Genomic DNA, 24,155 nt, shown 5'->3' with positions numbered 1-24,155 from the left:
TCGATAGGAAACGCATTTCGTACAGTCCTATTGGCAAAAATCTGCCGAATGTGCTATCTTTGCCAAGATGAAAATACTCTTAGTCGAAGATGATATGCGCGTGTCTTCGCTCATACAGCGAGGCTTAGAAACCGAAGGCTTTGTATTGACCCTAGCCTACGACGGCTTGTCGGCGCAAAAGCTGGCACAAAGCCAAGAGTTTGATTTGGTCATTACAGATGTTATTTTGCCTCAACAAGACGGCATCAGCCTGTGTAAGGCGCTGCGGGCGCTGTTCCCACAACTCCCGATTCTGATGCTGACCGCCTTGGGCACAACCGATGATAAGGTAGAAGGCTTTGATGCCGGAGCAGACGATTACCTCGTCAAACCTTTTGAGATGCGCGAGCTCCTAGCCCGTATCAGGGTCTTGCTCAAGCGCGCTGGTACAAGACCTCAGGGCAGCACACGCCTACAGCTTGCCGACCTAGAGATGAATCTTGATGCCAAGAGCGTCGCCCGAGGCAGCCAACCCATTGACCTCACCCCAAAGGAGTTTAAGCTCCTAGCCTATATGCTTCAAAACGCAGGCAGGGTGCTTTCGCGTAGTGAAATAGCCGAAAAAGTATGGGATACACATTTTGATACCGGAACCAATTTTATCGATGTGTATATCAATTACTTGCGCAAAAAAATAGACAAGCCATTTGATAAAAAACTAATCCATACCAAGGCGGGGATGGGCTTTGTATTGAAAGAAGAAGCATAATCCCGCCTCCTATTCCTTGGTGTATGTTGCCCATTCGCACCCGTTTGGTCCTGCTATTCAGTCTATTGGTTACGCTGCTTTTGGCCTCTTTTGCGCTAGTGCTCAACTATAGTGCTTCCCAAACCCGTGCCCAGACTTTTTTTGAAACAGACATTGCCGTCGCTACCCTGCAAAAGGTTTGTAGCAACAACCGCCAAGTCATCCACGTTGTTGGATAACAACCTAAGAGACTGTATCCGGTTTGAGATTAGTTTTTGGTAAGGTAACTTATTTTCTCAATGTTATCTTAATGTTAATTGTTTGTTAATTTTTTTCATCATACCTTTGCACCTGTCAAACATCCACCAATGTTTTATGGTGCATTCAGTCGCACATATATTTTGTTTAACATAAGGCCGTCGCTTCCTCTTCCTTGAAAAGAGGCTGTTGCGGCCATTTCAAGAAAAGGAGGAACACTATGATGATGCCAATCAGCATTTTTGCACTTCGCCTAGCCATCGCATTTGTCTTGGGTGCGTTGATAGGTTTAGAGCGGCAATACCGCCAAAAAAGCGCAGGGTTGCGTACCAATACCTTGGTCTCAGTAGGCGCTGCGGCCTTTATTTTGTTATCGGTTTCATTGACCGACAATGCCGGCGACCCCTCTCGTGTGGCGGGGCAGATTGTAACGGGTATCGGCTTTTTGGGTGCCGGAGTGATTATGAAAACCGGGATGAACGTACAGGGGCTCAATACTGCCGCCACTATCTGGTGTTCGGCAGCCGTAGGGACGCTGGCCGGTGCAGGGCTGGTTGCCCAAGCCGTGTTGACCGCCGCCGTCATTATGCTGGCGCACCTAGGGCTTCGCCCCATAGGCATTCGTATCAACCGCCTGAATTTCAATCAAGAACAGGCCGAAGATACCGGCATCTATTATTATACCTTCAAGCTGCGCTGCAAAGAAGAGGTCGAAAATCATCTGCGCGCCCTGATGCTTAAACATATCAAGAAAGACAAAAGCTTACAACTCCGTTCCCTCAAAAGTAGTGACAACAGCACCCCGGCCTATGTGTATGTAGAGGCGCAGATTATGTCGGATGGGAACAACGAACAGGCGATGGAAAAGCTAGCCGCCAAACTGACCCTCGAATATGGCGTAACGAGTATTACTTGGGAGGTCAGTGGCCAACAAGACTCCGAAGGATGATAAAACACCCGCAATGAGCACCGCAAGCACGAAGCTCCGGCTTCGTGCTAGGATAGCGTCTATAAACACAACACCGAGTGTTTTTGAAATCCCATGCCGCAATATTACCCCGCCGCCGGAGCCGCAGGGTCGCTTTTCTGAAAATGGCTAGAGGCATGCCGTGGGCATTAACATTACGCATTATACTGTGAGTTGATATACACCTGCGCAAGCTACTGGTGATAGCCCGACCCCGCGCTTGCGCGGGGAAAGCCCCAAAAAAATCGCCACTCCTGCAAAACCATCCCCAAGTTTTTATTTTTGCAACACCGTTACGCTTGGGCGTTATTTATTCCCAAAAGAATTAGTAGTTTTACTGCCTTTAGAGACTACCTACCTTTGCAACGATTCATGATGTACCAACGATTATTCCTCTCGTGGCTCTGTCTTTTTTGGGCGGGCACGGTATTACAAGCCCAAGAGGCGGGCACGAACTGGTTCCGTTCTTCGGCCATCTCTCCTGATGGGCAGACCATCGCCTTTGCCTACCAAGGCGACTTGTTTTTAGTCCCCGCAGCGGGGGGCGATGCCGTGCCGCTGACCCTCCACGAAGCCCATGATTTTATGCCTGTTTGGTCGCCCGATGGGCAATACATCGCCTTTGCCTCTGACCGTTTCGGCAATTTCGACGTATTTGTGATGCCCGCCAAGGGGGGCGCAGCTACCCGTCTGACCTTCCACTCCAACCCAGAGTACCCCTATAGCTTCAGCGCCGATGGACAATACGTGATTTTCGGCGGGCAGCGTCAGGATGCGGTTAGCCACCGACAGTACCCCACCAGCTCACAGCCCGAGCTGTACCAAGTACCCCTCACCGGCGGGCGCGTGTCGCAGGTCTGGACAGTGCCCGCCGAGGACGTTCAGGTCAGCAAAGACGGCAAGAAGATGGTCTACCACGACAAGAAAGGCAGCGAAAACACCTGGCGCAAGTACCACCAGTCGGCCATCACCCGCGACATCTGGCTCTATGAGCAGGGGCAAGAAAAGCATACCCAGTTGACCACCTTTGCCGGCGAAGACCGCAGCCCGCTTTTTGATGTAGACGACCAAAGCATCTACTACCTCAGCGAGGAGAGTGGCTCTTTCAACGTACACCGGCTTGAGCTCAGCAACCCCGGCCAGCGGCAGCAAATCACCCAGTTCAACACGCACCCCGTACGCTACCTCAGCATTGCCCGCAACACGGGCACCCTCTGCTTCAGCTACGATGGCGACCTCTACACCCTTGCCAAGGGGGGGCAGCCGCAGCGGGTAGATATCCGCCTCAACTTTGATAGCAAGCGCAACCAAACCCAAATTGTACCCATTTCGGGCAATGTACGCGAGTTTGCCGTATCGCCCAATGGCAAAGAGATTGCCTATGTGGTGCGTGGGGAGGTTTTTGTATCGACTACTGACGGCAATATGACCAAACGCATCACCAATACGCCCGAACAGGAACGCTTTGTGAGCTTCTCGCCCGATGGCAACAGCCTGCTTTTTGCCCGCGAAGGCCAAAAGGGTTGGCAAATCATTCAGGTACAAAAGACCCGCAAAGAGGAACCTTATTTTTATGCCGCTACCACGCTCAAAGAAGAGCGTTTGGTGAGTGATGCCCCCGATGCATATATGCCTCAATACTCGCCCGATGGTAAGGCGATTGCCTATATCGAAAACCGCCGTTCACTCAAAGTCTATCAGCTGGCCAGCAAAAAAAGCCAGACCTTGCTCAGCCCCGACGAGCTGTTTTATATGGGCGACGGCGACCAATACTTCACTTGGAGTCCTGATAGCCGCTGGATTCTGGCAGAATACCGCCCCGTGATGCACAACGGCGAAGTGGTGTTGTTGGCTGCCGACGGCTCCCAAAAAATGCGCAACCTCACCCAAAGCGGATATGCTGATTTTAGCCCTAAGTGGGTCAATGAGGGCAAACAAATGCTTTGGTTCAGCACCCGCGACGGCTTGCGCAGCTATGCCAACAGTGGCAGCAAACAGGCCGATGCCTATATGCTCTTTTTTGACCAAGCGGCGTGGGACAGGTTTAACCTAAGTAAGGAAGATTTGGCCTTGCTCAAAGAGCTGGAAGAGAAAGAGAAAAAAGAACGCGAACAATCGAAGGACAAAAAAGACAAGAAAGAAGACAAAGACGAGGTCAAACCACTGGTGTTTGACTTTGAAGGTTTGGCAGACCGCAAGGCACGATTGACCGTGCACTCCTCATCGTTAGGAGATGCGGTGCTCTCCAAAGACGGGGAGAAGCTCTTTTACCTCGCTAGGTTTGAGAAAGGGTACAACCTCTGGAGCACCAACCTGCGTACCAAGGAAACCAAGATGGAACTGGCGCTCGATGCGGGCTATGGCAGCCTAGCTTGGGATAAGGAGATGAAAACACTCTTCTTGCTGGCCGATGGGCGTTTGTCCAAAATCAATCCGGAGGGTTTCAAACGCGAAAGCATCAATATCCAAAGTGAGCTCAACCTCGATGTGGCGGCGGAGCGGCGGGTGATGTTTGAGCACGTCTGGAGCCGCAATCAGACGATGTTCTACATCTCCGATATGCACGGCGCCGATTGGGAGGCGCTGGGCAAAGCCTATGGAGCCAAAGTACCGGCCATCGGGTCAGGCTACGATTTTGCCGAGCTGCTCTCCGAAATGCTGGGCGAGCTGAATGTGTCGCACGCAGGGTCAAGCTATATCGCTTCCAGCACCAACGGCGACAACACGGCTTCACTGGGTATTTTGATGGACTATGATTATACCGGCGAGGGTATCCGCATTGCCGAGGTGTTGCGCGGTGGACCACTCGACAAGGCCAACAGCCCCATCAAAGCCGGGATGATCATCGAAACCATCGACGGCGAAACCATTGGCAACAACCAAGATATTGCCAAGTTGCTCAACCGCAAGGCCGGACAGCTAGTCTTGATAGAGGTGGCGCAGCCCGGCAGCAAAAACAAACAACAAATCACCCTCAAACCCATTACCCTAGCCGAAGAAAATCGCCTGCTCTACCGACGTTGGGTTCGCCAAAACCAAGAAGAGGTCGCCCGATTGAGCAATGGCCAACTGGGCTATGTACACATCCCCGGAATGAGCGACGGCCCTTACCGCAATGTGTATGAAGAGGTGATGGGCAAATTCCACGATACCAAGGGCATCATCATCGACACGCGCTTCAACGGTGGCGGCGACCTTGTCGCTGACTTGGCTATGTTCCTCACCGGAGAGCAGTTTTTGGACTATGCCATCGAAAGCCGCTCTGTAGGCTATGAGCCAAACTTCCGCTGGACAAAGCCCTCCGTGGCGATGGTCAATGAAGCCAACTACAGCGATGGGCATTGCTTTGCCTGCGGCTATCAAGACTTGGGCATCGGCAAGATGATCGGGATGCCCGTGCCGGGCACGTGTAGCTTCGCCGGATGGGAGTTGCTGCAAGATGGCGCCACCCGATGGGGCTCGGTACCTGTCAGTGCCAAAAACAAAAAAGGCGAGTGGCTCGAAAACAACCAAACCGTACCCGATATTGTCCTCAAAAACGAACCCCACCGCATCAGCAAAGGACAAGACCAACAGCTGGAGCGTGCTATTGAAGAACTGATGAAGGTGATAAACTAAGAGCGTGCTCACACCACCGGATATTTTTGGAAAAGTATCTCGGAGCTGGAGCTCCGAGATACGCTGAGGTCTCATTGTCTTGTGAATCTTGGTATAAATTTTCAGCGTGGCGCTCAAAAAGTAGTGCTTTGGTATTGAGAAGAGAATTTTAAGCAAGCACTAAACATTCTGTTTTTCTAATACGAACCTTGGAGGCTTTGAACCCTTCAGGGTTTGTGATTATTTACACCCAATCACAATTGGTTTGGGAAATGTTGCCGCTGAAAATCTTGGATAATCAAGAAAATCAAATCCTGTAAACCCTGAAATCAAAAACCTCTTGACATATGTGCTCAGCCTTGGATTGTGTGTATTATTTAAATAGTACAATTTACTACCTTGATGAGATAACTTCTGGCTAGCTTGAGCAGTACTTAAAGAACATGTAAGAGCTTGCTCAAGTTTTTAGCGTTGAACTCATAGCAGCTGATTTTTACGCTGGCACTAGGCCAGAAGTACAGGTCTTATATTTAGCTCGATATAGGGCTTTTTTTTGAATATTTTTAATAATTTAGCAAGGCAAAAAGCGGTATTTTAGAATAGATGAAAAGAATTTTAAAGAGTTACAAGAGCTATTGATTAGTACTTTTTAAAAATTATTCACTATAATTTATATAATTTTATTAAATAATATAAATCGTTATTACTTCCGTTAAAAATAGTACTCTACGAGGTTATTTATTGGATTAATACAACTTGTTAGTCATTCTAAAACGAAAGCGCTACCTTTGCGGCTAGTTAAAAAAGGCTTTGAAGGCCAAATGCTGTAATATCACCCCAAAACACTAATGAATAAGTATTTAAATCTATTCGACTTATCACAAAAAGTAGACTACAAAATCGAAATACTCGCAGGTCTTACCGTTGCGTTGGCATTGGTTCCTGAAGCTGTCGCGTTTGCCTTGATGGCTAATTTATCTCCACTTACAGGCTTGTATGCCGCCTTTATGGTGGGTTTGGTAACTTCTATACTAGGTGGCCGCCCGGGGATGATTTCTGGCGCTACCGGAGCTATCGCCATCGTATTGATTACTTTAGCCAAGTCGCATGGAGTAGAATATATCTTCGCTACTGTGATTTTAGCCGGTTTACTACAGGTAAGTGCTGGCGTTTTACGTTTAGGTAAGTTTATGCGCCTTGTGCCTCACTCAGCAGTGTTTGGCTTTGTCAACGGTTTGGCTATCATTATTTTTATATCCCAATTTGACCAGTTCAAAGATGCTTCTGGTGTTTGGTTGAGAGGAGAAGCACTGTATACTTTTACGGGGATGGTGCTTTTGGCGATGGGCATCATCTGGGGTTTACCCAAGTTGACCAAGGCCATACCCTCATCTTTGGTAGCTATTTTGGTCATCTTTGGGCTTGTAGCGTTGTTGGGTATCAATACCAAAACGGTAGGTGATATTGCCTCCATACAAGGTGGTTTCCCGCCTTTTCATATTCCCCAAGTTCCTTTTACCATCGAAACGCTCATACTCATCTTTCCATATGCCGGCATTATGGCGGGGGTAGGCCTGATTGAGAGCTTACTGACACTCAATATTATAGATGAAATTACCGAAACCCGAGGCCGCAGCAACAAAGAAGCTGTTGCCCAGGGGGTGGCCAATATTCTATCGGGTCTTTTTTCTGGCATGGGTGGTTGTGCAATGATTGGCCAAAGTCTAATCAATATCTCTTCTGGCTCACGCGCTAGGCTCTCAGGCATTGTGGCCGCAGTGATGCTTTTGGTCTTTATCATGTTTGGTGCCAGTTTGGTAGAGCAACTTCCTATGGCAGCCCTTACCGGCGTGATGATTATGGTGGCTATAGGCACTTTTGAGTGGGCGAGTTTACGTACATTCAATAAGATGCCTCGCTCAGACATTTTCGTGATGTTGATGGTTACCTTTGTAACAGTAGTGTTGCATGACTTGGCTATGGCTGTCGTGATTGGGGTGATTATCTCTGCGTTGGTATTTGCTTGGGATAATGCCAAGCGCATCCGAGCACGTAAACACATCGACCAACAGGGTGTAAAACATTACGAAATCTATGGTCCGTTATTTTTTGCTTCTGTGGCCACATTCAATGAAAAATTTGACCCTATTAATGACCCTGAGGAGGTAGTCATCAATTTTGCTGAAAGCCGTGTAGTGGATATGTCAGCCATTGAAGCTCTCAACAAAATCACAGAACGCTATCATAAGGTTGGCAAAAAGGTACAACTCAAGCACTTAAGCCCCGATTGTATGCGTCTGCTCCAAAACGCCGATAAAATCATTGATGTCAATATCGTAGAAGACCCTACCTACAAAGTAATGGTAGATGAATGGTCGTAATTCTATTTTAGGTGGGGGGGGAGATTTACACGCTGCTGTACATTTTTGGAAAAGTATCTCGGAGTTCCAGCTCCGAGATACGCTGAGGTCTCATTATCTTGTGAATCTGGGTATAATTGTGGGATTTGGAAAATGCCCGGTGGTGTGTCAGTGCCTCATGCTTCAGCACCAACGGCGTGTAAGCACCTAATAAATCAACCCAACGCCCAGTTCTACCCGGTCGGCTTCTTGAAAAGAGGCAAAACGGCTACGGTTGTTACGGAATTGATAATTGGCCTTGAAAGCCAAAGAAATGATATCCCTGAGGGGAAATCAAGGACAGATTACTTTGAGATTGTGTCGTGTCTTGTCGAGAGGTTTGCGCCTGAAGACGAAAAAAGCAAAGAAAGACAATGACAAAAGCCACGGTAGGGTTATATAAGAATGGTCGCATAATCCAGTATTGATAAAATTATGTTAATATTTTTCAAATCATCAATCCCTTAGCCCCAACACTTGAGTCGTATCGAGGCATAGGTCTATCATCATCACCATAGAGACTATGGAATTGTGTATAAGGTATTGAAAGTCAGTAACTTATAAATTATGTGGTACGTGCATAGCCGCACCAAAACGCTGGATTACGCTTTTGGGGGAGGAGGAATGATGTCTTGGGGAGGCCCTTGGAAGTCTGGGTTATTGTTGGCAGGATAAAGAAGTTGGTAACCATCTGTTAAGGGAAGTATGCCCCAACAGATATCTGCAAAACAAAAATCTTTGGCCTTTGTTCTTTTACGCTCACCTTCTGCGCCCTCTTGATCAGGAAAAGTATGTTCGTCCATCTCAAACCATACTTCGGCAATCAGTTCCGAAAGGCTTTCAATGTCGTTTTTATAAGAAAAAGTAGGCTTGTTGTGCTCAATAGTATCTTCGGGGTTAGCGCCGCCCAAGATATCTTCTACTTCCACACTAAAATTGAGAAAGTGGATGGCCAACAAAGCCGCCATACAGCGGGTAAAAATACTTTTCCTAGACCACATACTCAATGAGATGTCAGCGCCAATAAGGGTTTTAGAGGGGGGATGATAACCCTCAACAAGATTACTGAAAGTCCTTGATAGTCAAGAAAATAAATCCCTGAGAAGCCTTAAATCAGGCAATTCACCACATACAAAGATACTATTGACAAGCTATTTTAGTAAAAAATAGAGGCTGTAAAAGCATAGCGACGAAATATTGAACAACTAGGTAGAACAATTTGGGTATTCAATTGATTTTTAGCTATATTAGTGTTGTGAGCAGGCGCTCCGATACCTTCTTGATTGTCAAATCAATATTATGGTGTCAAATGTGTGTTCGAGTCTTTCTGTACTATTACATCAGTATTATTTTTGGAAGCTGTTTTAGCGCTCCAGCAAGTATGCTATGGGCACAAGAAAACCATCACGCCCAAGACTACATGGGCTTTGGTTTCAAGCGTAAGGGGGTGCGCTATGCCAATATCGAGTTCAAACAACATAACAACCTGATAGTCCTGCCAGTCCTAGTAGAGGGGCTTCAGGATACGCTCAACTTTGTACTAGATACAGGAGCGGGCTATAGCATCATCACCGATACGTTGTTGGGCAAGCAGCTAAATCTGCCCCATTATCGAGACATTGCCATTGAGGACGATAGCGGCGATACTATCCTAAGAGCTTATGTGTCTAATATCCCACAAATGACCATAGGAGAGGAGATTATTACACGCAGACATAGCCTACTTGTTTTGAGTGAAGATGTACTCTATCTCTCAGAATACGCCGGAGTCAAAATTCACGGCATCTTGGGCTATGACATCTTCAGTCGCTTTATTGTCAAGGTAGACTATCCAAGGAGGCAGGTGGTTTTCTACAACCCCCACTACTACAAACAGCGCAAAGACCGCAAGACAGTGCAAATACCGGTAGAGGTCGTCGGTCTCAAACCCTATGTATCCCTCCCCGTACAAGTAAAATATGATGATAATCAAGCGCATCCACTACGGCTGTTGTTTGATATTGGGGCAGGCCATGCGATTTCGCTCGAAAAAAACACACATCCTACCATTGTAGCGCCCGAAGAAGCTATTAGTTCGTATATAGGTACTGGGATGGGAGGGCTGATTTATGGACAGCTAGGGCGTATTCCAGCAATCAAAGTAGGGCATTATCAACTCGAACAGGTCATCGCTACTTTTCCTGATTCGCTTTCCAAACGGTATAAAAGTATAGACCGCAATGGCAGCATCGGCTACAATTTGCTCAAACGCTTTGACCTAACCATCAATTATGTAAACGAATGGGTGCGCCTACGGCCCAACAAACGATTCAAAGAGCCTTTTAGCTACAATACTAGCGGAATGTATCTTACCGCCGAAGCGCCCGACTATAACCGCTACAAAGTGTCTTACACACAAGTCAACTCCCCGGCTTGGTTGGCAGGCCTACAAGAAGGCGATGAAATCATTACACTTGACAATTTTAAAGCTTCTGACCTAAGGATGAGTGGTATCTACAACCTATTACACAAAAAAGAGGGCAAGGTCGTATCTATCTTTATCAGGCGCGAAGGAGCGTTTTATTATACCGAAATGGCGCTGAATCACCCCTTGCAAATCAAATAAAGGGCTATACCCTGTGTGGTTAAGCATGTGTCAAGAACTCGGGGGGGTAAAATGAGTGTACCCACAACAAAACCTAAAAATGTTCAGTGGGGTGGCATTTTTTCACACCACTGGATATTTCCCAAACCCCACGGTGGGCTAAGGCTCATTCGCTTGCTTCAGAGCTGGAGTTCCGAGCTATTTTTTGAATATCCCCTGAACCTATGCTCAGGGCTGTTGTAAGACTGTTTTTACCCAAAACTTCAGCCGCTGCCAAGCGCCATAGGTGGGGTATTGGCTCCAGCGTGATTGGGTAAACAAGCGCCTGTAGGGCAAGCCCAAGCGAGTCTGTCCGGCGAAATGGCGTAGCCAAATTTGGGCTAGTTGGTGTTCAAAGGCCGGCTCCGGATAGCGTTGCCGGACTTGGTTGGCCTCCCAAAGCAGTGTCAGCCACTCATCGACCGCTTGTAGATGTGCCAAATCGACTAGACCATCGCCCACTATCTGCCGGTGAAGTGCCAACGCTGAGGGGGTGGGAGTCAAGCCCAGCCCCTGCAATTGCCGCTGCCAGATGCGGTCGGTGTGGTGCTGTAATAGAGAGCCATTCTGTGTAGAACTGTTTTGGGCATGTAGCCGCCGATACACCAACACCTCTGTCAAATTATGCAGACGGGTTTGAGTTGAAAGCCGCTCCCATAGGTCGTAGTCTTGTGCTAGGGCAAAAGAAGCATCATAAGCCGGCACAGAAGGCACCAACAAATTGGCACGCATCATCGCGCTGCTGTTGGGAATGGGTGAACCAAACAAGAGCTGCGCGCAAATTGCCTCGTGGCTGTGGTAGGCCGGAAAGGCCAACTTACCTGTGGTGAGGCAGCCCATTCCAGCCCCACAAACACCTACTTCGGGATGTGTGTCAAGAAAACTGACCTGCATTTCGAGCCTTTGTGGCAAGGCTACATCATCACTATCTAGATTGGCCAAATACAGGCCGCCAGCTGCCGCCACGGCGGCATTTCGGGCAAAAGGAATACCTTGGTTTTCGGCAAACTGAATGAGTCGAATTCGGTTGTCTGTTTGTATAAATTTGGCCACTTGGGCGGCTGTGTTGTCCCTCGACCCATCATCGACCACAATCAGCTCCCAGTCCTGAAAGGTTTGCATACGGATGCTCTCGATAGCTTCGACAATGTATGCTTCGCCGTTGTAGGTAGGCATTAATACAGATACTTTAGGCATTGCTTGGTAGTGGTTTGGTAGTAGGTATTTACGATACTTTCCCCAAGGCAGCGGCCTCTTCCAAAATGCTTTGTAAGCGCTCCAGATGCATCTGGAGCGTATAGTGTGTTTGGATATGTTGCCTAGCTGCGTGCCCCATTGTTTGCGCCAAGGTGCGGTTTTGGTAGAGCAAAAGCATTTTCTCGGCCATCACCTCAGCGTCGTGAGGCGTAACCAAAAACCCTGTCTTGCCGTCTATAACAGCCTCTGGAATCCCTGCGGTATTCGTTGCTACCACTGGCAAGGCGGCGGCACCGGCTTCGAGCAGCGCCACCGGCATCCCTTCTTGGTCGTTGTGGTGAGCCGTAATGGAATGCTGGACAACACAAAAGCTGCGTGCCATCCATGCAGCCACCTGCCAATGAGCCGCCACCCCCTCAAACCGCACCGCCTCTGACAAACCCCATTGAGCTGCTAGGTGTTCACACATAGGCCTCAGCGAGCCATCCCCCAAGAACACGAGTCGAGCGTCGGGCACACGCTCATACACCAATCTAAAAGCCCACAGGGTAAGGTAGGGCGCTTTTTTCTCCACAAAACGCCCTATGGCCAGAAAGATAGGAGAACCATAATCGGGTATGACTTGTGCAAAAGAGGGCAGTACTCCATAAGGGTTGTAACAGAGTTTTTGCTTTGGAGCACCCAGGCGCTCCAGCTGGGCTTGCATCGGCTTCGAAACCACGATAATTTTGCAAGCCCCCAGCCACAGCTGCGCATACTGCGCTTGGTTTTGGTGCAAAATGTCTTCCGTGAAGGCATCATATCCGTGAAAATGAACCACCAAGGGGATACCCAATTGTTGGCAGAGGGGGAGTAGTGCAGCCCCTGTAGGCCCATATTGCGCCAGCACTACCTGAATGCGATGTTTTTGCAAATAACGACGTACTGCCCGTACCGTTTCCGGCTCGTTGGGTAGCCATTTGAGTTTGACCAGCAGTTTGCGTAAGAGCCGCTGTCCAATGCTTGGGGAATGTGCCAAAGCGCCTGCCCAAGAGCTGTGTGTAGGCAGGTGTCCGCCATAAAGTGGATGAATACCCCCCGAAAGCCCATTGACTTGCGTTTGGATAAATGTTTCGGAATAAGCCTGCCAATGAGGGCTGACCACGGCCACACGCGGGTTTTGCGACTGATACCAGCGGGCTAGGTGCTGTTGACGCTCACGGATACCGGACAAAACCGGAGATGCTTGTGGCTTTAGCGGTTTGCGGCTGATACAGGCGTGGAGGTAATCATCAGCTTGCCAAATATGTTGATAGGCCACAAACTGTAGCTGTGCACTAAGGGCAGCGGCCATTTCTTCCAGTACGGCCTCGTCAATCACCTCATCTACAGGCTGCAAGCCCTGCGGACGATGTTGCCGCAGCCAAGCCTGATGTATGGCGCTGGGGCAGCTAATCAACATACAGCCACCCTCACTCAACTGTGTATTGAGCCAAGCGTAAAGCTGTGGACGTTGGGCTTGGGGAATGTGTTCGAGTATGTCCAACATCACCACTACATCGGCCTTGGGCATAGGGGGTAACGCCCTTGTTGGTGGTAGAGAGGCTTGCACCAATTGAAGGCGTGGGTGGGGGAATAAGTGTTGGGCTGTTTTTACCAACGTAGGGCTACCTTCGATGCCCCAAACCTTGCCTTGGGACAGGTGCCTGGCAAAACAATAGCTGCTCCAGCCCAATCCACAACCCAAATCCAGCAGGGTGGAGGTGTCGGGAGGAATATAGCGCAACGCAAACCGAATAGCCGCTTCTGCCCGTGGGTTGGCTTGAGCATAGTCGGCCAAGAGCTTGTGTGTCCATTGGTTATAAAAATGTGCAGTATCAACCATCGGTTTTGTTGTTAATAGGAGCGGGCAAAGCTGTCATCACAAATACTGCCGCATCGTGTGGGAAACGCTCACGAGCATCGACCCAAGCTTGTAGGCGCTGGATAGTCCACGCAAAACCACGGTGTAGCCAGCGTGGCAGGCGCGGCATCAGGCCATCTTGAAAAAGCTGCAACCCACTGGCAGTCAGTCCCATTACACAGCGTTCTTCTACTACCTGCCAGCCGTGGTCTTGTAGCAGCTTGCGCAGCCCTGCTTGTGTCCACCGCCAATAGTCTGTAGGATGGGGGTGATACATCCAGTAGCCGTGGGTAGATAAAATCAGGCATCCTCCTTGGCACAACACACGCCGACACTCCTGTAGGTAGGCTACTGGATTGGGAACGTGTTCTAGTACCTGCGAAGAAAGCACCACTGCAACCGAAGCATCAGCCAAGGGCAGGCTCCCGGATTCGCCAACCAACACATCGGCCAAGGGGTTTGGGGGCATATCTGCCCCTACATATTGCCAGCCTTGCGCCTCAACGAGCGGGCGATAGGGTTGTTCTCCACAGCCATAATCCAGTAACTGGCCCCGCGCTGCTTGTTCCCCAGCTTGGACGCTTAGCGCTTCTATCAGCGCTTTGCGCAAGCCCGTCAGTACGTAATAGCGGCTGTGATGACGTGGTGGATTGAGACGTGAGTACGGGGTTTTCAAATTCGTCGAGGGCTATGGGTCAATGATAAGGGTATTTGCAAAGCAGACGTAGGGGGGGATATGGCATCAGGGTTTGACCAACATCCGGCAAGTATAGTCGACCCGATGCCAAAAAACAGGTATTTGGGCAAAATATTCATCTACTGCGCGGCGGCAGCCCTGCCAATGTCCGTAGTCATCGATGATGAGTACTCCTCCCGAAGCCAGCCTTGGATACAAAGTTTCGAGGGCGTGTTTGGTCGAGCTATACCAGTCAGTATCAAGGCGCAACAAGGCTAGTTGTTCGGGAGCTTGGGTAGGCAAGGTTTGTAAAATATCTCCTTCTACCCAGTGTAGAAGGGTGCTGGGATAAGCCGTTTGAGCCAAATTGGCCTGTACCTCTGTCAGCGAAGCCGCCAGCCATCGACCTTGTTCTTTTTGCAGACCTTCTTGGTACAGGGTTGTGGCAGCAATGCCGTCATAGCGGTGTTCATCGGCCAATGGGGAGGGCATGCCACAGAAAGTATCGCAAAGATAAAGCGGGCGCAGCGCCCCTTGGTGTAGGAGGGCATAGGCGATGGCCATCATCGAACCCCCTTTCCAGACACCACACTCCAGCATTGCCCCGGGTATTTGGGCTTTTTCCAGATACCAGACTGCTTCGAGTAGTTGATGCAGCCGTTCTGGAGAAGTCATAGTATAGGGCTGTACCTGCCGGATAAGCTGCCAATGTTGGGTACTGAAGTCGGCATATTGTTGTGAAGCCGGAGTGCTCGGCTGTGCTTCGGGGGGGCGTTTGTTTTTCCAAAAATGGCGAATCATTGTTTTTCAATTTGCCAGTGTGCGTCTTCGGTATAAGTACAGGCCTTGGGCTGCCACGCATAAGGGCGTATTTGCGTACCCATGGTTACTTCAAAGCTACAAATATCTTGCAATACCTCCCACTGTGTACCATTATGCATATCTGATAAGTAAATTTGAAGGCTATAGTGCCCCTGATAAAGGCGTAGCTGTGGGAACTCACAGCTTAAGGTATAATTACCAGCCTGTGTGAAGTGCTGTGATTCGGTATCGAAAAAGCCTACGTGTGCCACCGGAATGTTGTCATGCCGTACGACTTGCACCGATACCGCCCCCTGACGCAAGCCTTGCGGCAGGTGTAGCCCTAGATGTAGGCGCATCGGCTGGCCATTGTGTTGGAGGCCGCCGCCGGGATTGGTCTCCAGATGGGCACTGGTGAACTGAGGGTTAGGCGAGGACACACTAGCCTGATAGCGAGTTTGGCGCGGGCTGAATTGAGCCGTGTAGGCTTGGATGATGGTATCGGCAGTGCCCGACTCTTGTACTCGACCCTCGGCCAACAACAAGGCGCGAGAACAGAGAGTGGCAACGGTATGGAGTTGGTGGCTGACCCAAACGACGGTTTTACCCTCTTGGCTGAGGGATTTTATTTTTTGCTGGCATTGCTGCTGAAAAGCACCGTCGCCCACAGCCAACACTTCGTCTATCAGCAGAATATCGGCGGCTAAATGGGCAGCAACGGCAAAGCCTAAACGCACATACATCCCTGAAGAATAGCGCTTTACGGGGGTGTCGATATGAGCGGATACACCCGAAAAATCAATAATGTCATCTATCCGAGCGCGTATGTCTGCTTTGCGCATTCCCAACACGCCCCCCCGGAGATAAATATTTTCCCGCCCGCTTAGCTCAGGGTGAAAACCCGTGCCTACTTCCAACAAGGCCGCTACTCGACCGCGCACCAAGACCTTGCCCTTGGTGGGGGCGGTGATTTTGGCCAATACCTTCAACAAGGTCGACTTGCCCGCGCCATTAGGCCCCACAATACCCAAGGTCTCGCCTTGATGGATGCTCAAGTTGATGTCTTGCAGCGCCCAAAAAGCTTGGCGACTTGGCGAAGATTTACCCCAAAGAGACAATGCCTCGCGCAATGTTTGCGGCCGTGGGCGACCTTTGTAGTAGCGCTTTGCCAAGTCGGAAGTATGTAATACAACAGTCATCGGGGTAAAGGTATGTAAAATGGGCGTATGAAGTATGGGGTATGGAGTGTATACACGCGACAGGGTATTTTTGGAAAAATAGCTCGCCGCTCCTGCTCAGAGACAAACAGCGGCCTTGCTTGGGGATAAAATGAAAACGTAGGTTTGGGAGGAGACCTTTCAGGTTTTCAAAACCCAAAAGGTCTTCTGCTTTTACAAAGCTCAAAGCATCTTCAGCGCGGATGAGGAGGCTTGTTAGCGGCTGATGATGAGCCCTTGTCGTAGAACTTGACCACTGCCTTGCCAGAGCACTTGGTAAGTGCCCGCCGGCCATGGTGCCACATTGATTTGTGTTTGAGTTTGTCCCTCGGCCAGTAGTCCTTCATAATAAAGCGCCCCCTGTGTGGTGTATACACGGATATAAGCCGGTTGATTGGCCGCAGGGGTGCGGATGTTGAGCAAGGTGTGCGCCGGGTTGGGGTAGAGTTGCAATCCGGTAGGGGCTTCAGGCTCTAGGCTGGTGATGAGGTTACCCACCAATACCTCACGAACTACTGGCGCGCTGTTGCAACCATTGCCTATACTGGCAACAAGGCGTACATCATAGCGCCCTTGTTGGGCATAGGTATGACTGGGGCTGGCCGCTGTACTGCTGTTACCATCGCCAAAATCCCAAGCAAAGCTGTTGGCGGTGGCGCCGGTATAGCGAAACTGTAGGGTAGTCCCTTGGCTACTGGCAACCTCAAAATCAGCGGTTAAGGCAGTACCTACTTGGATACTCCGAACGGGCGCAGTAGCCACACAACCATTTTGATAACTGACCCTGAGGCGAATGTCATAGTTTCCGGCTTGGGCGAACACAAAGCTGGGTTGTCGCTGGGTAGAAGTGCCGACATTGTCAAATTCCCACTGCCAAGCTACGGCAGGGTTGTTTGGGGGGCTGTCGTCGGTGTAGCTGAAAGTAGTACTGCCCAAACGACAGGGACTAGTCGGGTGGATGCTGACCGTGGCGGCATTGGTAATGACAAGCTCTTGTACTTGGGTAGCCGTACAGCCATTGATAGAGCTGACCGTCAGGCGTACTTGATATGTCCCCGGTTGGGTATAGGTATGGGTGCGGTTAGCCGGAGAGCTGGTGGTAGCGCCAATACCGTCGCCAAAGTCCCAAAAGTAAGTATACACACTACCAGAGCCTAGGGTAGTTTGGTTTTGAAATACCAAGGTATTGCCCACACAGCGAATACCCTGCACATCAAAGTTGACCAGTGAAGGGGTTTCTATCATCACTGTCCGCTCTTGGATAGTTTGGCAAGTGGAGGGGCTGGGGTCGGTGGCTGTGAGCCGGACGGTATAGATGCCAGTACTTGTATACGTTTTGCTAGGGCTAAATGCCGTACTGCTAGTGCCATCGCCAAAGTCCCAAAGCCAAGAAGCCGTAATGCCTTCGGCATTGGCGCTGATATTGTTAAATTGGGTCGTTTCTCCAAGGCATTGGTTGCTGAAGGTGAAATTGGCCACTGTGGCAGGCTGTGGGGTGAAGTTTTGGGCCAAGGTCTGTACCAAGCGCCCCTGGCTGTCTAGAATGCGGGCATTGATAGCACGGGTGCCTGAGCTGAGAAAGCGCACCGTAGCGTTGTTAGCCACTGTGCTGGCCACACTGCTGTTGCACTCATTAGGAAAGCGTATGCGCACGAGTTGGTTTTGGTTGTTGGGAGGGTTGTTATCAGCATTGGGGTGTACATTGAGGGCATAGCCGATGTATTCAGAGCCTACCTGTACAAGGCCAAAAGTTGTAGAAGGCCGATTAGCAAGCTGTTCTTGACCTAAAAGACCAAAGTTACCAAAGTTTGTGATAGTGGCGCTAGAGGCGGTAATATTAGCACCCAAATTTGCACGAAAGAACCGTCCGTTGAGACCCAGCAAAAATAGCACATAGTTGTTCCCATCCTGATGCAAACTCAACTCACGCAAGGCATTGGCCATTGTCGGAAAACCACTGCTGATATTGGTACGGGTAGGGTTGGGGTTGCGCAAATCAGCCCCAAAATCTAGACGGTACAGTGCGTTGGTTGCACCATCGGCGCAAAAAAAGGCGTGCCAGTTGCTTCCTATACGCACAAACTCAATATCGCGCCAGATAATCTGAGGAGGAGAGGGGAAGGTTGTTATGTCGAGTGTCGGAGTGCCGCCCAAATCATTGCCAAAACCTAGAATATTGAGACACAAACTATTGATGGTAGTAATGGAGGCATCACGCTGAAAACCCAAGCCAATGACTAAGTATTCAGTACCAGTATAAACGACGGTTACGGCGATATTTTGTTGAAAATTAGGTAAAAAACTCTTTAAATCAGTAGCGGTGGGGGTGTTGGTCAAGCTATTGCCAAAATTGAGCCGTACAATAGAGCCTACAACGGTAGCGGGGAAATTACTCGCTCCATTATTGGCCACAAACCCAAACCAATTGCCATCACTATTGCGCACAATCTTGATTTTGGAGGCTTGATCATAAATACTAGAGCCACCGGGAGGGTTGAGGCGGGTTACGCTAGGGAAGTTGTTGAGGCTGTTGCCAAAGTTGAAGCGTGTCAGACTACCATCATTATACCCAAGGGCAAACCCAAACCAGTTTGTACCATCAAAGACCAGCTCTAGGCTTTCCGGTCGCCATATGCGCACACCCGTTTGGCTGTCGGCAATGATGGGAATGACGAGGTTGGCTGTAGGTGTTTTGAGCAAATCTCCCGTACAAAAATCCCACTCCACACTGGTATTGGCAGGCTGACCAAGTATACTAAAAGTAGTGTTGGCTCCGGCGCAGGGGTCGCTGGGGCTGGCGCTGATGCTTTGCCCGTAGGCCTGATATATTATCAAAAAACAAAAGAATACACTACCAAGAAAACGTGCTGTGAAAACCATAGCTTTTAGTAAATGCGTTGAGTGTAAGAGCGAGGCATATGAAGCTGCTATAGGAGACTTGTGTATTGGTACGCCATAAGGCTTCAAAAGTAACCTTTTTAGGCCGGCTTTGCTAATGAGAGTGGTATCAGCAAAGGCAGAACTGAGGTACAAAGGCTGTAAATAAACTCAAATCTGTGTACCTTTGCAACCTATGCTTTGGAATGAAATCAGAACGTTGTTTTATAAAGAGTTATTACTCGAAGGCAGGGAACGCATTGCCTTGCAAGGGTTGCTACTCTATTTGGTCAGTACGATTATGGTGGTATATATGGGCTTTCAGCTCAAGGCCGCCCAACTAACCCCGGCTACTTGGAATACCCTCTATTGGATAGTAGTGCTCTTTAGCGCAATCAATGCTATTTCCAAAAGCTTTATGCAAGAGCCTGCCGAGCGGCAGTTGTATTACTATACCCTTAGCTCGCCTCAGGGTATTATCTTATCCAAGATGCTCTACAACATCCTGCTGATGTGGGTGGTGGCCTTGTTGGCCTTGGTGATTTTCAGTGTGATGCTAAACAATCCAGTTGCCGATATGCCGCTCTTTGTTGCTTTGGCCTTGTTGGGAAGCCTGAGTTTTGCGACCACATTGACCCTTGTTTCGGGTATTGCCAGCAAAGCCGGCAACAACAGTACTTTGATGGCCGTGTTGAGCTTCCCGATTATCATCCCCTTACTATTGATGGTTGTGGGAGCCTGCAAAAATGCCGTCGATGGCCTCGACCGAAGTACAGTGTATGATGAATTGCTCATTATTGGAGCACTGAACTTGCTGGTCGTTACACTTTCGCTAGTGCTTTTTCCCTACATTTGGCGTAATTGAGCAGGCTGGGCAGGCTATCGGTCCAACTTCATACGATGATAACAATCCCTTTTTGAGCCTTATAAGCAAAAAAAGTATCTTTACAGGCATAACTGCCCGTCAATCAATAACACAAACAAGCTCTTTTTACCAATGAAAAATACAGTCTGTATTATTTTTTGCTATCTTTTTGTGCTGCTAACATCGGTAGCTGTTCTAGCCCAACACAATCCCGACCATAAATCTCCCAAGCTCGTGGTAGGGATCGTGGTAGACCAGATGCGCCCCGAGTTTATGTATCGTTTTGCCGATAAATATACCGAAGGGGGGTTTAAGCGCCTGCTAAAACAGGGCTTCGAGTTTCGCGAAGCGCATTATGACTATATCCCCACCTACACCGGTCCCGGCCATGCTGCCGTATATACCGGCACTACGCCAAAGTACAATGGCATCATTGCCAACAATTGGTACGACCGCCAGCTCGACCGCAGTGTGTATGTGGTGGAAGACACGACCGTGCGCACCGTAGGCAGCAGCTCTGATGCCGGCCTGATGTCGCCCAAAAACCTACTGTCATCGACTGTCAGCGATGAGTTGAGGCTTTTCAACAATGCCCAGTCTAAGGTAATTGGTGTTGCTCTCAAAGACCGTGGGTCTATTTTGCCTGCCGGGCATTTCCCCACAGGTGCCTACTGGTACGATAGCCAAACCGGCCATTGGATTACCAGTACCTACTACGCCGATACACTGCCCCAGTGGGTGCAGGACTTCAACGCCCGCAAGCTCCCCGACCAGTATCTTTCTAAACCTTGGGAGACCCTATTCCCCCTCGAACAATACACTGTAGGCCTGCCCAATGGTGGGGCATACCGACTCCCTTACCGAGGAGCCTCTGCTGCTGACAATAAGTTCCCACATAACCTCCCGGCGCTCAAAGAGCAAAATGGCTACGGATTGCTTTCTACAACACCTTTTGGCAACAGCTTTACCCTTGATTTTGCGATAGCAGCCCTCGAAGCGGAGCAATTGGGCAGAGGGCACCATACTGATATGTTGCTGGTGAGCTTCTCCTCACCCGATTACATCGGCCATCAGTTTGGCATCAACTCCATCGAACTACAGGATAATTATGTGCGCCTCGATCGAGACCTTGCCCGACTCTTCGACTATCTCGACAAACAGGTAGGGATGGAGGAGGTTATTGTATTTTTGACTTCTGACCACGGAGCCGCCCAAACGCCTGCACAGATGCGAGATTTAGGCATCGCTGCCGGAGTATTTAATGGCAGAGCCATGAAAAAACAATTGGATGAGCACCTCAAAAAAACTTTTGGAGAAGGTCGCTGGGTCTTGAGTTATATGAACCAGCAACTATGGTTCAACAAGGTGGCTATGGCCAAAGCCAATATCAGCCACGAAACAATGGTAGCTGTTTGTTCAGCTTTTCTGAAAGACTTTGAAGGGGTACAAACCGTATATGATCTTCACCAAGTAGACCGCTTCAGCCCCGAAGACCCTACCATCGCTCGCCTAGCACGCGGGGTGTCGCCCTTGCGCTCCGGCGACCTGATGATGATGTTGCAGCCCAACTGGTTTGATGCCCCTTATGCCGCAGAGGGAGGCACTACACACGGCTCCGGCTATTCATATGACACACACATCCCCTTGGTTTGGATGGGTTGGCAAATCAAACCCGGCACTACCGCACAGCGCGTGGCTGTATCGGATATAGCCGCCACGCTATCCGACTTGCTACGCATCTCCCGACCCAATGCTACCTTGGGGCAGCCACGCACAGACTTGATGGTCAAGTAGACTGTCATAAAATTGAATCAAATTTTCTCTAAACGATGAGTCAACTCTTCCGCAAACTCAAACAACAATACAAGAGTAATGTCATACAACGGCGCACCCAAGAGCTTGCGCAACAGCTTACCAAGGTGTTGCCACAATACGAAGGGGAAATCCCGGTATTGGTAGTTTGTTATAACAATGGTGTATATGTGCGCAATACAGTTTGGCAACTAGAACAGTATGGCATTAGACCCATTATCCTAGATAACAACAGTACTGACACCATTACTAAGTTGATTTTGGAAGAGTTGACTCTTTTGGAAAAGGCCAATGTGTTGTATAGCACCTACAATCTAGGCCATTTGGTAGGCTTCTTTGAGCCTATCTATGCACAACTCCCCCCAATATTTGCCTATACTGACCCTGATTTGCAATTCAACACTGCCTTGCCCGAAAATTTCCTCGAAATACTCCAAAGTCTGACTGAAGAGTTTCAGGTATTCAAAGCCGGCTTTGCGCTTGATTTGCTCGAAGGGGAGGAAATCATAACACACACAGTGTTGGAGGAAAAACAAAAACCTATGCCATACAAAAAACGCTTTGGTGTGAGAAAGTGGGAACAACAGTTTTGGCGAAAACCCATCATACACCCTCATCTGGAGCTGTATGCTGCTGATATTGATACTACCTTTGCTGTCTATAACAAGAAGTACTACCTAGGGAAGTTTATGGATGCCATTCGTGTGGCGGGAGCATACAGCAGTATTCACTTACCTTGGTTTCCAAAGCGGGATATTTTGTCTGAAGCAGACAAAGAAGCCTATGCCAAGGGCAACAAATCAAGTAATTGGACATAGCCCTATCCAGAACAATAAGAAAATAACACACCACTCGACATTTTTGGAAAAGTAGCTCGGAGCGCCAGCTACGAGATGAGCTCAGGTCTCATTTTGGGGTAAAATCTTTGTACTCAACCACAATTGGTTTAGGAAATATTTGCACTGAAAATCCCAAAATCTTATGAATCTTGGTATCACTGTGGGATTTGAAAATATCCAGTGGCGTGAGAAAATAATGTATTGGTGTAGAAAATATGCAATATGACACACACCTCCCAAACCGGCCTACCGATGTAATGCCCCCCTAAGGGGACTTTTTTTAGCCTCGTAGGGCCGTTACATCGGTAGTATTTTGAATTTTCTGCTGATGCCGCAGGCTCTTGTGTAGTGGAGCGCCTCCAAGAATAAAAAATGCAATGGACAAATATTGCCGATGTTTGTAAAACTTTCGGCCAATTTTGAACACCCAAAACAGTTGCATCATGCGCATCCAGAAGTAGCCGTGGTGTTTTCGCCAGAAATAACTATGTGAGATATACAGCTCACGCAACAAAGCAAAGTTTGTCTGTGCAGTGCCATCTTTAGAGCTTTGACTGACAAAATGCTGGTATTGCGCCTCGGGCACATAGACAGTGCTATAGCCCGCCTGCTTTAGGCGATAAGAAATATCCTCTTCCTCTGCATAAAGAAAGTAGACTGTATCGAAGCCGCCGATAGCCTCAAAGGCTGCTGCACGGGTAAACATCGCACTCCCTTCTACCAAATCGACCTCAAAAGGCTGGGGATAACGGCGCTTTCTTGAAGGCATTCTGGCAGGGTTCAGCCAACGAAAAACCGTAAAACCAAAAAGCTGATGCGCCAGTGAAGGGAAATAGTTGAAGTTGACGCGATACTCCATTTGCCCGTCAAACATCTCTCCAGAGCAAATACCTACTTGAGGGTGTGTTTCGGCATAATGATATAAAATCGACAAAAAGTCATTGAGTAAGACACAATCGTTATTCAAAAATAGATAATAATCCGCATTCGCATCCTGTACCCCAAGCATATTCCCCCCCGAAAAACCGAGATTGATACGGCTCCGTACCAGCCGCACTTCGGGATATGTGGCCAAAGGAGCTAGCTTAGCAAAGTCTGCTTCGGCAGAAGCATTATCGACCACTATAATTTGGTAATTGAGGGTAGCAGCTGTCTTTTCTCGGATAGATGCCACACACTCAAGCGTGAAATCAGCAGAATTGTAATTGATTAGAATGACAGCTACTTGATATTGGCGGGGGCTGTTGTGGTGATGCGACATAAGGACTTGGGACGTATGCAATGGCGGTACGCTCATCGACAATAAAAGCACAATAATCTAAAAAAAAGCCGGTTTTAGCAAATAAACAATCGCATCAGACCATAAACACAACTCTTAGAAGGCCAAAGCCGTATAAATGCCTGTGAACCTTAAATTA

Annotated in this window: 17 protein-coding genes; 9 read left to right on the top strand and 8 right to left on the bottom strand. The window is 49.0% G+C overall.

All coding sequences use genetic code 11. The features are described 5' to 3' along the window. Window positions 1-67: 67 nt before the first annotated feature. The 5 genes from G499_RS0115765 (at window position 68) to G499_RS0115740 (ending at window position 7,930) form a co-directional block, all read left to right on the top strand. Complete coding sequence (locus G499_RS0115765) at window positions 68-748, top strand: response regulator transcription factor (protein ID WP_027000736.1); 681 nt, start codon at window positions 68-70, stop codon at window positions 746-748. A 23-nt stretch (window positions 749-771) separates the two neighbouring features. Then, window positions 772-966: a hypothetical protein gene (locus G499_RS0115760; protein WP_027000735.1), complete on the top strand. Its 195-nt coding sequence runs from the start codon at window positions 772-774 to the stop codon at window positions 964-966. A gap of 239 nt (window positions 967-1,205) precedes the next feature. Next, window positions 1,206-1,934: an MgtC/SapB family protein gene (locus G499_RS0115755; protein WP_245576760.1), complete on the top strand. Its 729-nt coding sequence runs from the start codon at window positions 1,206-1,208 to the stop codon at window positions 1,932-1,934. Window positions 1,935-2,324: 390 nt separating this feature from the next. Beyond that, window positions 2,325-5,570: a S41 family peptidase gene (locus G499_RS0115750; protein WP_027000733.1), complete on the top strand. Its 3,246-nt coding sequence runs from the start codon at window positions 2,325-2,327 to the stop codon at window positions 5,568-5,570. An 827-nt stretch (window positions 5,571-6,397) separates the two neighbouring features. After that, window positions 6,398-7,930: a SulP family inorganic anion transporter gene (locus G499_RS0115740; RefSeq protein WP_027000732.1), complete on the top strand. Its 1,533-nt coding sequence runs from the start codon at window positions 6,398-6,400 to the stop codon at window positions 7,928-7,930. Window positions 7,931-8,550: 620 nt separating this feature from the next. Here the strand turns inward: G499_RS0115740 and G499_RS0115730 are convergent. Next, window positions 8,551-8,949 carry a hypothetical protein gene (locus G499_RS0115730; RefSeq protein WP_027000731.1) on the bottom strand — a complete coding sequence of 133 codons (399 nt, stop codon included), beginning with the start codon at window positions 8,947-8,949 and terminating at the stop codon, window positions 8,551-8,553. Between the two features lie 380 nt (window positions 8,950-9,329). Here G499_RS0115730 and G499_RS0115725 point away from each other — a divergent pair, with 380 nt between their 5' ends. Continuing rightward, window positions 9,330-10,553 (top strand): aspartyl protease family protein, encoded by a 1,224-nt coding sequence (locus G499_RS0115725; protein ID WP_027000730.1) that lies wholly within the window; start codon window positions 9,330-9,332, stop codon window positions 10,551-10,553. Window positions 10,554-10,760: 207 nt separating this feature from the next. Here G499_RS0115725 and G499_RS0115720 read toward each other — a convergent pair whose 3' ends face one another. From G499_RS0115720 to G499_RS0115695, 6 genes are all read right to left on the bottom strand, one after another. Continuing rightward, window positions 10,761-11,768 (bottom strand): glycosyltransferase family 2 protein, encoded by a 1,008-nt coding sequence (locus G499_RS0115720; RefSeq protein ID WP_081413840.1) that lies wholly within the window; start codon window positions 11,766-11,768, stop codon window positions 10,761-10,763. A gap of 28 nt (window positions 11,769-11,796) precedes the next feature. Further along, on the bottom strand, window positions 11,797-13,632 hold the full coding sequence (locus G499_RS21300) for a glycosyltransferase (RefSeq protein WP_051296315.1): 1,836 nt from the start codon (window positions 13,630-13,632) through the stop codon (window positions 11,797-11,799). Beyond that, a complete protein-coding gene (locus G499_RS20375) occupies window positions 13,625-14,326 on the bottom strand; it encodes a class I SAM-dependent methyltransferase (protein WP_081413839.1) in 702 nt (233 codons plus the stop codon). Before G499_RS20375 ends, G499_RS21300 begins: the two co-directional genes overlap by 8 nt. Before the next feature lie 66 nt (window positions 14,327-14,392). Continuing rightward, window positions 14,393-15,127: a TylF/MycF/NovP-related O-methyltransferase gene (locus tag G499_RS20370; protein ID WP_051296313.1), complete on the bottom strand. Its 735-nt coding sequence runs from the start codon at window positions 15,125-15,127 to the stop codon at window positions 14,393-14,395. Continuing rightward, on the bottom strand, window positions 15,124-16,326 hold the full coding sequence (locus tag G499_RS0115700; RefSeq protein WP_027000727.1) for an ABC transporter ATP-binding protein: 1,203 nt from the start codon (window positions 16,324-16,326) through the stop codon (window positions 15,124-15,126). The genes G499_RS20370 and G499_RS0115700 overlap by 4 nt, the downstream gene beginning before the upstream one ends. Window positions 16,327-16,560: 234 nt before the next feature. Continuing rightward, the gene (locus tag G499_RS0115695; RefSeq protein ID WP_161627771.1) at window positions 16,561-19,179 is read right to left on the bottom strand and encodes a PKD domain-containing protein; all 2,619 of its coding nucleotides are present in this window, start codon (window positions 19,177-19,179) and stop codon (window positions 16,561-16,563) included. Between the two features lie 238 nt (window positions 19,180-19,417). On the opposite strand from G499_RS0115695, the gene G499_RS0115690 reads away from it, so the two are divergent. The 3 genes from G499_RS0115690 (at window position 19,418) to G499_RS0115680 (ending at window position 22,716) form a co-directional block, all read left to right on the top strand. Further along, window positions 19,418-20,086, top strand: coding sequence for a heme exporter protein CcmB (locus tag G499_RS0115690; RefSeq protein WP_027000725.1), 669 nt, complete (start codon window positions 19,418-19,420; stop codon window positions 20,084-20,086). Window positions 20,087-20,218: 132 nt separating this feature from the next. Continuing rightward, window positions 20,219-21,880, top strand: coding sequence for an alkaline phosphatase PafA (pafA, locus tag G499_RS0115685; RefSeq protein ID WP_027000724.1), 1,662 nt, complete (start codon window positions 20,219-20,221; stop codon window positions 21,878-21,880). A gap of 35 nt (window positions 21,881-21,915) precedes the next feature. Continuing rightward, window positions 21,916-22,716: a glycosyltransferase gene (locus G499_RS0115680; protein WP_027000723.1), complete on the top strand. Its 801-nt coding sequence runs from the start codon at window positions 21,916-21,918 to the stop codon at window positions 22,714-22,716. A 301-nt stretch (window positions 22,717-23,017) separates the two neighbouring features. Here G499_RS0115680 and G499_RS0115675 read toward each other — a convergent pair whose 3' ends face one another. Continuing rightward, on the bottom strand, window positions 23,018-23,998 hold the full coding sequence (locus G499_RS0115675; RefSeq protein ID WP_027000722.1) for a glycosyltransferase family 2 protein: 981 nt from the start codon (window positions 23,996-23,998) through the stop codon (window positions 23,018-23,020). Window positions 23,999-24,155 lie beyond the last annotated feature (157 nt).

It is taken from the genome of Eisenibacter elegans DSM 3317 (assembly GCF_000430505.1).
GTDB classification, from domain to species: domain Bacteria; phylum Bacteroidota; class Bacteroidia; order Cytophagales; family Microscillaceae; genus Eisenibacter; species Eisenibacter elegans.
Note: the sequence above shows the minus strand (reverse complement) of the source record. Positions and strands in the feature narration are given on the sequence as shown.